Genomic DNA, 16,287 nt, shown 5'->3' with positions numbered 1-16,287 from the left:
TTAGTCGAGTAGGTAGCCAAGCTTGTAGTTAAGCGTAGGGATTGAGTCTTCAGTAAACAGCAGTAACAAGTCGCACTGAATGTTGTAATCTTCAATGCGATAGTTAATTTCCATCGCAAGTGTGCGCTGCCACTTTTCTGAATTGTCGTGGATCAACTCATTGACACTACAATGCCTGCCAAGCACCACTGGATGCGCCTGACTGAATTTCATATCAAGTTGTTCTGAAATACCATTTAAAAAAGCGCCAATTAGCACGTTGCCCGTGTCCATCATGACTTCAATTTCGGTATTGATGTCATCTGGGTTTTCTAACCCCATGAGCTTGGCCATGTCTTCAAAACTCGAATCATGGAAGAGCAATAACGCTTCACCGGCAATGCCCGCGCCAATAAAACCCTGGCATAACCCTGAGACTGTAGAGCTACGCTCGGTGGCTTTTAATGCCATGGTGAGCTCACTGACTTCTAACACGTTGACATTAGGGATGGGGAGTAATACAAACACATCAAGAAGCTTGGCGAGTAAGTCTGCTGCGCGCCCCATGGCAACGTTGGCAATTTCTTGACATGCATCGCGCATGTCTACTTTTACCATTGGGGTGTCATCGGCTTGCTGGCCTTGGGTCAGGGTGAGGATACCGTACTCTTGGAGAATATTGCTGATTGCATCAGCACTGACGGGCTTTTGAATAAAGTCGAGTGCACCTAGGGCTTTGACTCGCTCGTGGGCTTTAATTTGAATGTCGCCCGAGACCACAATAATTAATGCAGGTAAGTCTTGTTGTTGAACAGCTTGGAGCACTTCATAACCGTCCATGACGGGCATGTTAAGGTCGAGGAAGACAATTTCACCTTTGCCTGCGCGGATTACTTCGAGGCCTTCGGCACCATTTGCAGCGTAGCTGATTTCTACATCCCAATCTTTGGGAAGGGTGCGTGCCATTTGTTTTCTGGCTAATGCTGAATCATCACATATCAATATCGGTATGGTCATTGTGCCAAGGGTTCCTTAATTCGCCTTTTGGAAACACTCATCAAATCAACTGTGAGCGACACGAGACGTATCTTTATTATAAGACTGTTTTACAGTACTTTGTGTTTAATTGTTTATTATACTCAATTGTTAACAAAAATGGCGATCAAGGATAATTAAAAACAATTATGTAACATAAAATATGTGTTTTCTCTCATTCTGGTTTATCAAAAAGCTGATTAGCAACCGCAACAACAGCTTGTACCGAATGTCATTCTAAATCATTTCTGCATAAACAATATCATTTCACTGTAAAACTGTGGCAATAATTTGACCAATGTAACTATTTTGACAATAAATATTATTCCTACTAGGCGCAATGTCTTATATGGTAATCTAAAAACTGGACAGACCAGATAAACGGAAACTATTTATGGAAACGGATTTAGTCACGCTCAATATTGAGCAAGGCATTGCCCATGTTTGCTTAAACCGCCCCAGTAAAATTAATGCACTCAGTTATGAGATGTTTAACGCGATAGATAAAGTCATTAAACAACTGGCTAAAGATAAACGCGTCAATGCGGTTATTTTGTCGGGTGCTGAAGGTAATTTCTGTTCTGGGTTAGATGTTAAAAGTGTGGCGAGTTCGCCAAGTAAAGCAGCAAAATTACTGTTTAAATGGCTACCGGGTAACGCCAATTTAGCCCAGCGAGTGTCTATTGGTTGGCAGCGTTTGCCCATTCCTGTGATTGCAGTATTGCAAGGGTGTTGTTATGGCGGTGGCACTCAAATAGCCTTAGGGGCAGATGTTCGTATTGCCAGCCCAGAATGTAAGTTGTCGATTATGGAGGCTAAGTGGGGCTTGGTTCCTGATATGGCTGGGCTTGTTGCTTTACGCCAAATTATCGCCAAAGACAAAGCGCTAATGCTCACTTACACCGCTGATATACTGACCGCGCCACAAGCCCTAGAACTTGGACTGATTAGTGAAATCAGTGAAACTCCCTTTGAGACAGCACTCGCTTTAGCACAAAAAATAATGCAGACCTCGCCAGATGCCAACGCTGCAATTAAGCGCAGTATTAACCAAAGTTGGACTGGCACAGTGAGGAGCTTATTGGCGCGTGAATCTTTGAGTCAAATTCGCTTATTAATGGGGAAAAATCGCGTTATCGCTGCGATAAGACAAGCTAAAAAGCCAGACAAAGCTTATCAATCAAGACAACCTTGGTGGTAATGCTTTTGCCGTGATTAATAAAGGAAAGTGAGGCCAGTGTTAGCGGCCAATAGCCGTTCTTGAGAAGCCTTCAATTTGATTGAGCGCCTCTTCCCAGCCGCTTTGGTTGCTAAAATCTAAGCTCATTTGATATTGACGGTAATAACGTGGCGGTTTGACCTGGTTGTAGTTGAGCCTAGTTGAAGCCTCTGCAATTGAAATTGGATGTGCATCGCCTGATTGAAGATCTAGAATGGGTAATGACATGGTCACTAATTGTTCTGCAATAGACTTTCGCTGACTTTGCGGATCAATCAAATACTCAAATTCACGATATGGATTAACGACTACAAACACATCTGGATTGGGGATCTTTTTGTCATACAACAAATTAGTCACCATGCCTGCACTGTCATCAATGGCAATTAAAATATTGGCACCAGGAAATAAACCTAACGTTGAGCCAAGCTGATTAATGGTTTCGCTGAGTGCCGCTTGTTGAAAATTACGCAGCTCAAGTAATTGCTCTGAAGTGTATTTTGGGGTGCTTTTATTGGTGCCTAGAGTCATTTGCTCATCTCCGGCTTCGCTAATATCTTCAGGTTTGGTGGCATAATTAGGACGATAAAGCCCTTTGGCTGGGGTTAGAGTAATACTTGCCCAGCCGCGAGTATTGATGTGGGTCGTAAGTAATTAACCAGGCCGTTGGCATCAGCATCGGTATCAGACGGCTCCAATAATGACCATTGAGCCAAATTGCTTTTTACTTTCCCATGAACGGACTAATATTTCGGTTTTTTTGCCGTCGATAGTGACAAATTTAATTTCATTGGGGTTTAAGTGGGCATACTTTTGCTGCGCACTTGCGTTAGGGATCAGTGCCCACAGCCCAACTGCGATAATTAATATGTGGCAAACATGTCTTACTTGCACAAAAACCTCACCAGCAAACAATCTAAAGAGAATCTAAAAACAATAATGCCCTGAAAACAGGGCATTATCAAAGTACTATATGTTTTCCCTGTGGCAACCGGGATTAAACGTGACTCACTAACACCATGCGAATTGCATCAAGCTGTAACTGGCTGTTGTCCATGTAATCTGTTAACTCGACCATTTGATTGCGAATATAGTCTAGCTCATCTTCGCGAATGTTCGGGTTAACGGCTTTTAGGGCTTCAAGTCGTTCAAGCTCACCGGTTAATTGTAGGGTCATTTTAGTCCTTGCATCCGTGACTAAATCGTTAAGCGCTTGCTTAGCATGCTCTTCACCTTTAGCAAATAACGGGTGCAAAATAGGCTGTGATGCATTGACCAACTTACTGGCAATGTGTCGGTTAACCGCACTGAGCTGTTTATCAAAGCTAGCATAGTCGACTTTATCGGACATGTTTAAGCCATTTTTGTCTAGCAATATACGGATAGGCGTAGGCGGTAAATAACGGTAAAGCTGAGTAGATTTAGGAGCTGATGCATCTGCCATGTAAATCAATTCTAAAAACAATGTGCCTGCTGGTAGCGCTTTGTTTTTAAGAATGGCTACGCTAGTGGTACCAGTTTCTGAGCCTGTAATTAAATCTAAGCCGGTTTGCACTAACGGATGTTCTTGCGAAATAAACGCAATATCGTCACGCGACAAGGCGGTGTTACGGTCAAACGTCACTGTGACACCATCTTCATGTAAACCTGGATATGTCGGGAACATCATGTGCTCACTTGGGCGCAAAATAATCGAGTTTTCACCGCGATCTTCTTGATCAACACCAATAATGTCCCATAAGCGAATAACCGAACCAATTAAATGGGTGTCGTTGTCGCTGTCTGACAAACGTTGAATTAACGCATTAGCACGCTCGCCACCATGAGAGTTGATTTCGAGTAGCTTATCGCGGCCTTGCTCCATGGCATGCTTGAGTTCTTTATAACGATGTTGAGTATGGTTAAGTAATTGCACCATGGCATCTTCGTCATCGTTGCTGAGTACGTCAATAAGTTCGTCGGCAAATTCGCCAAATAGCACGTGACCACTGGGGCAAGTTAACTCAAACGCATTAAGACCTTCGTGATACCAACGCATTAAACGCTCTTGTGCAGTGTCACTTAAATACGGCAAATGTATTTGAATATCATTAAGCTGACCAATACGGTCTAAACGGCCGATACGTTGCTCAAGTAAGTCAGGGTTGAGTGGTAAGTCGAACAACACAAGGTGGCTCGCAAACTGGAAGTTACGTCCTTCAGAGCCGATTTCAGAGCAAATTAATGCCTGTGCACCGCCTTCTTCTTGGGCAAAGTAAGCACCGGCTTTGTCGCGCTCGATGATTGACATTCCTTCATGGAATACGGTGGCCTGGATACCTTCACGGGTACGCAGAGCTTCTTCAAGGCTTAATGCTGTTTCTGCTTGGCTGGCAATAATCAGCACTTTTTTGCTGCGATGATTTTTTAAGAAATCGATGAGCCAATCTACTCGAGGATCAAATTTCCACCAACTGGCACTGTCGTTTTCAAAGGCTTGGTAAAGCTTTTCAGGGCTAAGGGCTTGTATTGCTTTAGCCTGAGCTGTTTTCGCGCTGCCCATCATGGCATTAACCCGCTCGGCGGTAACGTATTGCTCTGGCATTTCTTGCGGGTAGGCATTAAAGAAACGTTTAGGGAAACCCTTTACTGAGGCTCGGCTGTTACGGTAAAGCACGCGGCTCCGTACCGTGACGGTCTAACAATTCTTGTAATAAGTCTTGGCGCGCAGCTTGTTGTAGCTCGCTATCAACGTCTTTTGCCTGGATTAGGCGAATGCTTGGCTCAATGTCTTTTTCGCTGAGCAATTCGGTTAAGCTGTTGATGGCGGTGTCGGGCAATTTGCTGTCTTTACTTAATGCTTCGGCCGCTTCGGCGACGTCTTTATAGCTTGACTCTTCAGCTAAAAATGCGTCGTAATCGTAAAAACGATCGGGATCAAGCAAGCGCAAACGCGCAAAGTGGCTTTGATGGCCGAGCTGATCTGGCGTTGCGGTTAATAACAATACGCCTGGTACCACTTCACTTAAGGCTTCAACGATTTGATAAGCACGGCTTGGTGCGTCTTCAGACCATTCTAAGTGATGTGCTTCGTCGACTACCATTAAGTCCCAATCTGCATCTAAGGCTTGTTCTAGGCGCTTTTTCTTGCGAAGTAGGTCAAGTGAGCAAATGATTAACTGTTCGGTATAGAATGGGTTGTCATTGTCGGCATAGGCTTCAACGCAGCGGTCTTCATCAAATACTGAAAAGCGCAGGTTAAAACGACGCAGCATTTCAACTAACCATTGATGGCGCAGTGTGTCTGGCACAATGACTAAAATACGCTCAGCACGACCAGTGAGTAACTGCTGATGAATAATCAAACCCGCTTCAATGGTTTTACCTAAACCGACTTCATCGGCAAGTAATACGCGCGGTGCATAACGACGACCGACTTCGTGGGCAATCCACTGTTGGTGGGCAATCAAACCAACACGTGAGCCTTGTTGTCCCAATAAATCAGATGTGGCTAATTTATGGCGCAATAATTGGCATTGGTAACGTACACCAAAGCGTTCTAAGCGATCAATTTGCCCAGCAAACAGGCGGTCTTGTGGCTTGTTAAAACGAATATTATGGCTGAGCATTGTTTCGCGCAGGCTAACGTTTTCTTGAGTGTCACTGTGAATACCGTGGTAAATCACCAGTTGGTTTTTTTCTTCAACCTCGTTAATGGTGATACTCCAGCCTTCACCACTTTCAACGGTGTCACCAGGATTAAAAATAACCCGAGTTAAGGGAGCTTCACTGCGAGAAAACATCCGGTTTTCTCCAGTGGCAGGGAACAGCAGCGTAACCATGCGGCCTTCAATTTGAACGACGGTTCCTAATCCGAGCTCTGACTCGGTATCACTAATCCAGCGTTGACCTAAAGCAAAAGGCATCTTTTATTCTCTATTTGAAGCGGGGGAAACAAAAAGGGGGCGTATGTTAAACCAATCCCATCCAGATTGAAATTCTAGCATTGATTTATCTACCAGTTGGTTGTTTTTAGTGCAAGTTGACATTTCAGTGTCACATTGACGTCATAGTGTTTAGGGGCTGCTAACCTTTTATGGGTAATAAGGCGTGAATATTTTATTGAGTTATTGGGCAGCCAATGTCATAGTGATTTTAGGTGAGTCGAATGCTAAAGATGACTGCCTGTTTTCAATAATGAAGTAAATTATCCTTTTATGTTAAGCGTTTAAGTCGATACATTGAAATCAATTGATTGAGAGCACACTGGAGGCGCCATGGAACTAAACGACAAAAAGTTGTTTGTACTGGATACCAACGTGTTACTGCATGAACCTTTAGCGATATATTCGTTTAAAGAACATGACGTAATTATTCCGATGACTGTATTAGAGGAACTTGACAGTATTAAGGATCGAAAGCGCGATGTGAGTCGCGATGCTCGAGTCGCCATACGAGCATTGGAGGATATTCTTGGCGGCTAGACGACCCCGGAGCAAATTTTAAAAGGCGTTGCATTACCCACCCGCGAAGAACACACAGAAGTCTCTGGCCATTTATCCATATTTCCTGACCATCAAATTGAATTTATTATCGGCTCACTTCCCGGTGACAATAACGATAACCGCATTATCAATACCGCACTGCACTTACAAAAAATTCATTCTCCACGCACCGTAGTCCTTGTCACTAAAGACATTAATATGCGCTTAAAGGCTAAAGGCGCTGGTATTGAGCTCGTTGAAGATTATCGAACCGATCAACTTATTGATGATATTCGTTTTTTAACCAAAGGCTTTTATCAGTTTCCAGGGGACTTTTGGCAAAATGTCGACAAAGTGTCGACAGACCGTAAGGGCAGGCATACTGTTCATCAGGTGCCGATTGATCACTTAGGTGGTGAAAACTTTTACCTTAATGAGTATTTAATTGATGACGGTTCTGACTTTTGCGCCAGAGTGGCCAGCAAAACCACCAAGCATCTTGAGATCATAGACCGTGGCCGTGATCGTTTAATGCATCATGAAGCATGGGGCGTTAAACCTAAAAACATATATCAGGGAATGGCGCTTGATGCGCTGCTCGACCCTGACATTGAGTTGATTATTTTAACTGGAGCCTGCGGGATGTGGTAAAACCTTACTCGCCATGGCGGCCGCATTAGAATTAGTGGTTGAACGTAAAATGTACGACAAGGTGATTGTCACACGTAATACCCCAGAAATTGCTGAGTCCATTGGTTTTTTACCCGGCACCGAAGAAGAAAAAATGGCGCCTTGGCTAGCGGCGATTACTGACACGCTTGAAGTGCTCCATAAAAACGATGTTAATCCCACTGGCAGCGTTAATTACATTATGGAAAAAGCCAACATTCAGTTTAAGTCGATTAACTTTATGCGTGGGCGTTCGATTCAAAATTCCGTGGTTATTTTAGATGAGTGTCAAAACCTGACGGCCTCACAAATTAAAACCATGATAACCCGCATGGGCGAAGGGACTAAGCTGATTTGTAGCGGTAACTTAGCACAAATAGACTCGACCTATCTAACCGCTGTGACCTCGGGGTTAACTTACATGGTGGAGCGTTTTAAAGACTTTGAGGGCAGTGCTAATATTTACTTAAATGGCGTGGTACGTTCACGCTTAGCGGAGTTTGCTGAAGAGCATTTATAATCTACTTTGCCTTGGTTTATTCATTGAACTGTAAACAAATAAGGTTGCCTAGGTGACCTTATTTTTTATATCTGTATTTTATTCTATGATTACAGTGCTGTTTTGAGGTTGGACAAGTCACTAATAGATCATTATTACATGTGCTTGAGCTTATCTTCCTGATATCATCATCATTCGTTTTTGTATTGCCTATTTTTTGGTGTTATTCGTTCGCCAGCGCGTTATTTTCCGCTGTATCAAGGGTTGTTAATGAAACCGACTGAGCCAGATTTACAACTAAAATCTCCCATTCAACGCAATTATAACCAAGCGGTGTTTTACACCTATATTGGGGTGATTGTCATGGCCTTGTTGTCGGCCGGAATGATGTTTGAACGCCAAAAAGAACAACAAATTTATCAACGAGAAGAACAAGTTGCTCGGCATGTATTGCAAATAGACTTATTACTTGAGTCGAGTATTCGAGCGGTTAAGAGTTTGCGAGATGTGGCGGTTGACCACCTTCGGCTTGGGGAGTTTGTGCGTAAAGACAGGCTGCCACAATATGAAAAATTCAACGAAGATGGCCAATTTTTTACCCTAGAGCCAAACTATGGCAAAAGTGATGTGCCTTTTACCAATATGGGCCGAATTACCGGTGCAGGCTCGCTTAATGATCGCTCCGAGAGTTTTTATCAAGAACTTGAAATGTTGTTTGAACTGTCGTTATCGTTTCCGGTAGCGAAAGAAGCCGCCCCAAAAGCCTCATCAATTTATTATATTTCAAAACGGCGGATGATGTCATTTTACCCTTGGGAAAATAATGACCTGCGCTTTAGAGATGAGCTACTCAACAAAAAACAATTTCAACTTTCTACACCTTCGATGAATCCACAGCGCAGCGTGTTTTGGAGCGAAGCTTACATTGACTCGGCTCACCAAGGGTTAATTACCACCTTAGGTTTACCGGTATATTTACAAGATGATTTTTTAGGTTCAATTAACCTCGACATGACCTTGTCGTCATTAGATAAGCAAATCCGCACCTATTTTAAAATGCCTGGTACGGTTATTTTGCTGGACTAACAAAACAATATTTTGTCGCACAGTGATTTTGATTCTAATCAAATGAACAAGGTGTTCCACATTAGCCAGCGTATTCCCGCTGCGCTGCACTCCTTGTCTGAATCTGAACTGTTTGATGCCCACGAAGGGATCATTCGTAATGGTTACTACATTCACTCTGTTGCCTTACATAATGCCCCATGGCGTTTATTGTATCTACAAGATGAAGACGACTTGTTTAAAGATTCATGGGACAAGTTACAACTGAGCTTTTTACTGGTGGTATTAGCATTATCGTTGCTGGTAACCATTGTGCATTGGCAAACACGCCGTGCGTTTGTGAGCCCAGCATCGCGATTATTAACTCACCTTGAAGCCTGTTCGCAAGAGCCCATCCGCCCACCTGAAAAAATCACCCACGGCTGGGAGCCCTGGTTTGCTCTGGTAAGCCGTATTTTTGAAGAAAACCGCCAATACACGCACCACTTAGCTGAGCAAAACAAACGCTTAGATAACTTAGTTGCGAGGCGTACTCAACGTTTACGTGAAACCACTGAGCGACGTGAACGTGAATATGCTTTACTGCGTTCCCTCATTGACTCGATCCCAGAAGCCATTGTGTTTAAAGATAAAGAAGGTAAATACTTAGGTTGCAATAAATCAGCAGAGCGCATGCTGGGTTACAGCGAAAACGAAATTATTGGCTTAACCTCATCTGAAGTCGTGAGCCCTGAACAGGGCGAACGTATTGGTGAAGAAGACAAAAAAGTGCTCGCTCAGCAACACTCATTACGTTACCAGGAGCGGGTAAATATTGAAGGCAAACCGGTATTACTCGACACCTTTAAGTTACCGTTTTACAACCGCCGTGGCGATTTACTGGGGTTAATTTCAGTATGGCGTGACATTACCAAAGAATACGATGCCGCAGAGCAACTGCGGATGTCAGAGCAACGTTATCATTTAGCGATGGACGCGGTAGAAGACGGACTGTGGGATTGGTATATCGATTCAGAGCAAATTATTTGTAACCCCGCGTTTTATTCGATGCTTGGCTACCAAGCGAATGAGTTTCCGCCTTTATTAGCCTCCATCGATCAGTTATTTCACCCAGACGATCGTGAACGGGTGCAGCAATACCGTAATGAATATGTCGAATACCCAAAAGGTACATACGAAATTGAATTCAGAATGCTGGGTAAAAATAAACAATATTATTGGGTGTTATCACGAGGTCGTGCGGTCGAGTTTACAGATAGTGGCCGCAGTAAGCGTATGTTGGGTACTCACAAAGACATTACTAAACAAAAAAGTAACGAAGTCGCTCTGTTAGAGGCCAAGCAAGATGCTGAATTAGCCAACATGTATAAGAGTGAATTCTTGGCGAATATGAGTCATGAAATTCGTACGCCAATGAATGCCATTATTGGTATGGTGCAATTAGCGCAGCGTACAAATTTGACCCCTCAACAACAAGATTATCTTAATAAAGCTGGATTCTCGGCGCAGTCATTGCTGCGAATTATTAACGACATTTTAGACTTCTCGAAGATTGAAGCCGGTAAATTAGAGTTAGAACGTGTGGCGTTCCCACTTGATGAAGTTCTCGACCATGTTATTGATATCAATGCGATAAAAGCACAAGAAAAGGGCGTTGAACTATTACTTTATGCCCCGGTAACAGCAGGGCTTATTTTAAATGGCGACCCACTGCGTTTAGGTCAGGTATTGGTTAACTTATTGTCTAATGCCGTTAAATTTACTCAAAACGGTGAAGTTGAACTGGGCTGTGAAGACATCGCCAAACGCGATAACCGTATTACCATGAAGTTTTGGGTGCGTGATACCGGTATTGGGATCAGTAAAGATCAGCAAGCCATGTTATTTGATGCATTTTCACAAGCCGACGGTTCCACCACTCGCAAATATGGCGGCACAGGGTTAGGGTTATCAATCAGTAAGCATTTGGTGTCAATGATGGGCGGCACCATGCAGGTCGAGTCAGAAATGAATGTCGGCAGTACGTTTAGCTTTATCATCAGTTTTGAAATTGCTGAAGAACAGGTTATTGAACCATTAGTGGTGCCAGAGCAATTAAATAATCTTACGACCTTGGTGGTGGATGACAATCCAAGTGCATTACAGATGTATTCGACGTTAATGAAAGATTTTAGCTTTGGCGTTGATACCGCAGATAGTGGTCAGAAAGCCCTAGATATTTTGCGTAAAAAGCCCATTGACTTGTTGCTACTTGACTGGATGATGCCAGAGATGAATGGCAACGACGTGATTAGCGCATTAGATGATATGGTGAGTAAAGGCGAGATAGCCAAGCGTCCGATTGTTATCTTGATGACGGCGTATTCTGCTGAACCTTTAGATGCAGAATTGGCTAAAAATACCGTGTATGCTGTGTTACAAAAACCATTTAAAGCCTCTGATTTATTTGATGAAATTATCAGTGCCTTTGCTCAAGAACCTAAACTCAATGCAATGCCAGTGGCTGAAGCAGACGAGCCAAGTAAAGACTCGGGATTAATTTTATTAGTCGAAGATAACTTTATTAACCAACAAGTAGCCTCTGAACTCCTTAAAAGCTCAGGTTATGAAGTGGTCATTGCTGATAACGGACAAGTTGCGCTTGATGTGATTGATTCTCAGCCGTTTGATGCGGTGTTGATGGATATTCAGATGCCGGTGATGGACGGGTTAACCGCTTCAATAGAGCTGCGCAAACGTTATACCAAAGAGCAAATGCCAATTATCGCAATGACAGCCCATGCTATGTCGGGTGACCGCGAAAAAAGCCTCGGTGCGGGTATGAATGCACACATTACTAAACCAATTGTATTAACAGAGTTGTTTGAAACGTTATCGCATTGGATAGCTTACAAAAATAGTCATAAAAACGATTAAAAACACTGATATTAATGAAAGCAGGATAAACACAACAGGGAGATAATTTATGATCCGCCGCAGTATTCCATTGGCACTTTTGCTGGCCATCGCGCCAGCAACATTCCTTTCAGACGTTGCGGTTGCCGCTAGCGATCCAGCACAAAAAATTATAAAGCAGGCACAAACCGCCGAAGGTTTTATTAACCTGTTTTATGATGCCAAAGCGGGTCAATTGTATCTCGAGGCCAATAAACTCAATCAGCCTTTTTTAATGCTCACAAGCTTACCCCATGGAGTGGGTTCTAATGATATTGGGTTAGACCGAGGCCAATTAGGACGGACACGCATGGTGCAGTTTGAGCAACATGAGCCTTATTTAATCCTCAAACAGCTTAATACCGATTATCGTGCCTCAAGTGATAATGTCGCTGAGCAACAAGCTGTCACTCAAGCCTTTGCTGAATCCATTTTATGGCGCGGCAAATTGGTTGAAGGCAAAAAAGCCATTGTTGCCATTAATGACTTAGTGATTAATGATTTACACGGTGTGGCCGACGTACTTGAAGCCAGAAAACAAGGCCAATATTACTTAGATCCACAACGTTCAGTTATTTTACCTGAGGGGATTAAATCGTTCGAGCGCAATGCCGATGTCGACGTTAATTTAACCTTCAACACCAGTAAGGCAGGCAAACAGGTTGCCGAAGTGACTCCAGACGCAAAGTTTTTATCTGTGCGTTTACGTTATTCCTTTGTGCAACTTCCAGATGAGGGATTTGAACCTCGCAACTATCACCCAATGAGTGGTTATTTGTCGGATCAATATATCGATTATTCTGCCGCAGTTGACCAACCTCACGTACAACGTCATTTACGTAAACACCGTTTACAAAAAGTCACCCCTGGTGATGCACCTAGCCAAGTGGTTGAACCGATTGTGTACTATGTTGATCCAGGCGTACCTGAGCCTATACGGGGTGCGTTATTAACGGGAGCACGTTGGTGGCAAGATGCATTTACTGCAGCTGGCTTTATTGATGGTTTTAAAGTGGAATTATTGCCAGAAGGCGCAGATCCGCAAGATGTGCGTTATAACATGATCCAATGGGTGCATCGTGCAACTCGCGGCTGGTCATATGGTGCAGCGGTGACCGATCCACGCACCGGAGAAATCATTAAAGGTAATGTGACGCTAGGCAGTTTACGGGTTCGCCAAGACCATCTTATTGCCCGCGGATTAACCGCAGGTTGGCCTGATCGTCAAGCTGCAAGCGAAGCCGCAATGGCCTTATCACTGGCACGTATTAGGCAGTTAGCAGCACATGAGATTGGCCACACGCTTGGCTTAGATCATAACTTCGCCGCATCAACTAATAACAATGCCTCTGTAATGGATTATCCTCATCCATACGCCAGCATTGAAGGCGACCACATTGATATTAGCCAGCCTTACCGTGAAGGCATTGGCGAATGGGACAAATACACTATTGCTTTTGGATATGGCTCGCCAACTCAAACAGACAGTTTATTGGCATCGACATTAGAGAGTGGTTTTCGTTATATTGGCGAAGCGGACTCTCGTCAAGCAAGCGCAAGCCATGCATACGCAAGTCTATGGGATAGGGGTAATGATGCAGTAGCTGAATTAAAGCGCCTAGAAACCGTGCGTCTTAAAGCCATTGCTGAGTTTAATTCAGATGCGTTGTTGGCCACAGAGCCTAAAGGCGAGCTTGCTGATGTATTTGTGCCTATTTATTTACTGACGCGTTATCAAATAGAAGCTGCCGTAAAATGGATTGGTGGTGCTGATTATAGCTATCAACAAGTAGGCTCAGGTGTGCGCTGGAGTTATGTGCCTCCTAAAATGCAGCTTGCCGCTTTAGATACACTGCTTAACAGCTTACAAAGCCGTAGCTTGGTTATCCCCACCAATGTGGTGCAGGCGTTGGTGCCCAAAGCAGGAAATTACCGCAAAACCCGCGAAAGCTTTGGCTCAAATCTTGGCGTGGTGAGCGACCCGGCCACCATGGCCGAAATGTTAAGTCGCCATATTGTCAGTGTCATATTAACGCCCGAGCGTTTAAATCGTGTTAATCAGGCTTATATGGAAGATAGCACGCAGCTGTCGGTGGTTAAACTTATCGATAAACTTGCGGCGGCCAGTTTGTATCAAGATTTACCGAATGGTTCAGAGCTGGCAATCCAAATGCGTGTCAATACTGTGGTGGTTGATGCCATGTTAGCGGCATATCATGATGAAAAGACTGCCCCTGAAGTCAAAGCCCAGTTAGTCGCCCGGTTTGACTATATTGTCAAACAGTTAAAACGCCGCAGTAACCGCGGTAGTGACTATCAATCAGCCCATTATGACTGGTTATATAAAGGCATTATGAAAGGTGTAGAACAGCCTGAGTTTCGCTTGATTAGTCAGCCTGTTGCCATGCCACCGGGCTCGCCAATTTAGCCTGTAGCTATAGCCATAAGTTAAAGATAAAACGCGATCCTAATGATCGCGTTTTTTATAGTTGTCATTGCTGGTGTTGATCAAAGGCTTTGGGATTTTTAGGGTAAAAGCGATCTGCTTTGCGATCTAAATGGCTAAATTGACGAGTATTTCGATAAGGTAGCTTCATAAAGCCTGCAATGCCGTGTCCCTGAATCTTATTCACATGGGCAATAATTCTGTCTAGGCATGCACGAAACGCTGCTTGTTTTCGTGGGTTTAATAGTCGTAAATAGCTGTGAATTTTTAGATGGTTAGGCAGAGCTTCAAAAATAATACAACCCGTGTGGTGAATTTGGTTAAGGCCGGCCAATTCGGTCATAATCTCGGGCGGTAATTCGAGGTTTTCTTCAGGATCTTTACCGTCTTCAAAATATGAATGAAGCCTAGATTTATCTTCTAACGTTGGCACATCGCCGACTTCAAATGGTAACTGTAATTCCCCGGTGATGGTGTATTCATGTTCGGTACTTTTCCGCTCTAAATGCAAGGTGTCTTTGGCGTTAAAAAAACAGGCTTTAAATACCCCAATGCGTTTAATTCCCCGAGCCATGGTCACCATGTTATTCACCGCCAGGGTTAATGGTGCTTTACAATCTGGGTCGTAAAAGGCCAGGTTTGAGTCAATAAACACCCCGGTTTCTTGCCAGTGGATGACTAGGCCGCCCACAATCGGGTATTGTGCCAGCCGACTGAGTGCGGCAATAAAGCCCTTTTCGGTGTCAGCCATGCCCACCATAAAGTTGCGATAATACTTTTCTAATTGTATGTCATCCATTTTGGCTACGGGGTCTTGGCTATTGTGCTCTTTTAAAAATGATTTACGTGAGCTGTAACTGACTGTTTCAACTGTTTTTGAGCGCGGCTGTGCCCATAGAGGAATGTCGGGAACCAATGGCGGTTCAGGTAAAATAGGCAGATGCATGCGATAGCTGTGACGAAAGCTTGTTAAAAAGTAATCGCCAGCCAGTTTGCGCCGCGCTTCATCATCGCTCAGCATTGCATCTAAGGTTTTGGCGAGTTCGATGGGCAAACCTATGCTGGTGGCCGGAATCACTTTGGTGCCAAAACGACTGATTTGCCCTGAGGCTAAAGCGTATAAGGTTGCAGCGGCACCTTGCTCGTCAAACCTTGGGGTTGATAATGCGCCACTGAGTTGTTCTTCACCAATAAAATACACATCGCCCATGCGTGCATTGGTGTGTTGTTGGTCGCTTGACAACAACGACATGACATTATCATCTACCGCACGGTTATGTTCATCGCGCTGGGCAAATACGGCCGAGCCCCAATCGATTAACGACAGTTTGTCTGTTTCTATGTCATACACTAAATTTGATGGCTTAATATCACCGTGTACCAGCGGTTTGCCTTTGCGCAAATAATACAAAATATTGGCTAATTGCCTTGCAATGCTCACCACCATCACCGGCGGTAATGCGCCTATACGCAGGCAGATTTTATCTAAATCTTCACCGTGCGCTCGATCCATAACGAGAATACCTTGCCTACCGACACGCTCAAACTTGATGGCACTAGGCACATTGGGGTGTTTAACCTGGCTGAGCATATAGGCTTCTTCTTCGAGCCTATCTTGAACACTTTGCGGTAAGTTAACTCGTGAAAACTTAAATACATGAGACTGACCGTATTCGTTAACGCCGGCAAATACAAAACCGTAAGCCCCTTTACCAATAAATTCGATTTGCTGATATCCCAGCTTACTCAGCTGCTGCTTACACAAGCGAACCCACGCCTTATGCTTGCGCGCATCATTGGCACTTAGTAAGTAAATAGACTGTTCTTCGTTAATGTAAAAGTGCTGTAGCTCTGGTGTTTGCAAGGTAACCCCTTTTTAATTATCTCTCCATTAAACCTTGATTAACGCTCGTGCGGCAAGCGCTTCCTATCTAAAAAAATACGATATGTAAACCTTGACCTACGTCAAATCAAAATT

6 protein-coding genes and 3 pseudogenes are annotated in these 16,287 nt (G+C 43.8%); 4 read left to right on the top strand and 5 right to left on the bottom strand.

All coding sequences use genetic code 11. The features are described 5' to 3' along the window. A complete protein-coding gene (locus tag N4T56_RS16675) occupies positions 1-996 on the bottom strand; it encodes a response regulator (protein ID WP_261734006.1) in 996 nt (331 codons plus the stop codon). A gap of 412 nt (positions 997-1,408) precedes the next feature. Here N4T56_RS16675 and N4T56_RS16670 point away from each other — a divergent pair, with 412 nt between their 5' ends. Beyond that, positions 1,409-2,215 carry a crotonase/enoyl-CoA hydratase family protein gene (locus N4T56_RS16670; RefSeq protein ID WP_261734005.1) on the top strand — a complete coding sequence of 269 codons (807 nt, stop codon included), beginning with the start codon at positions 1,409-1,411 and terminating at the stop codon, positions 2,213-2,215. Positions 2,216-2,254: 39 nt separating this feature from the next. On the opposite strand, the gene N4T56_RS16665 is transcribed toward N4T56_RS16670, so the two are convergent. The 3 genes and pseudogenes from N4T56_RS16665 to rapA form a co-directional block, all read right to left on the bottom strand. Next, entirely contained in the window at positions 2,255-2,872 is a 618-nt protein-coding gene (locus N4T56_RS16665; protein WP_261734858.1) for an alpha/beta hydrolase family protein, read from the bottom strand. A gap of 45 nt (positions 2,873-2,917) precedes the next feature. Further along, positions 2,918-3,127, bottom strand: coding sequence for an alpha/beta hydrolase family protein (locus tag N4T56_RS16660; RefSeq protein ID WP_261734004.1), 210 nt, complete (start codon positions 3,125-3,127; stop codon positions 2,918-2,920). Positions 3,128-3,230: 103 nt separating this feature from the next. After that, a pseudogene (gene rapA / locus N4T56_RS16655) lies at positions 3,231-6,138 on the bottom strand (RNA polymerase-associated protein RapA). 351 nt (positions 6,139-6,489) lie between these two features. Here rapA and N4T56_RS16650 point away from each other — a divergent pair. The 3 genes and pseudogenes from N4T56_RS16650 (at position 6,490) to N4T56_RS16640 (ending at position 14,291) form a co-directional block, all read left to right on the top strand. After that, positions 6,490-7,885 (top strand): annotated as a pseudogene (locus tag N4T56_RS16650) (PhoH family protein). Positions 7,886-8,134: 249 nt separating this feature from the next. Next, a pseudogene (locus tag N4T56_RS16645) lies at positions 8,135-11,845 on the top strand (response regulator). Between the two features lie 49 nt (positions 11,846-11,894). Continuing rightward, on the top strand, positions 11,895-14,291 hold the full coding sequence (locus N4T56_RS16640; RefSeq protein WP_261734003.1) for a zinc-dependent metalloprotease: 2,397 nt from the start codon (positions 11,895-11,897) through the stop codon (positions 14,289-14,291). A gap of 64 nt (positions 14,292-14,355) precedes the next feature. Here the strand turns inward: N4T56_RS16640 and N4T56_RS16635 are convergent, their stop codons facing one another. Continuing rightward, entirely contained in the window at positions 14,356-16,173 is a 1,818-nt protein-coding gene (locus N4T56_RS16635) for a protein kinase domain-containing protein (RefSeq protein ID WP_261734002.1), read from the bottom strand. Between the last annotated feature and the right edge of the window lie 114 nt (positions 16,174-16,287).

Source organism: Shewanella phaeophyticola, assembly GCF_025398315.1.
GTDB lineage: Bacteria > Pseudomonadota > Gammaproteobacteria > Enterobacterales > Shewanellaceae > Shewanella > Shewanella phaeophyticola.
This window is presented reverse-complemented; position numbering and strand designations above follow the sequence as displayed.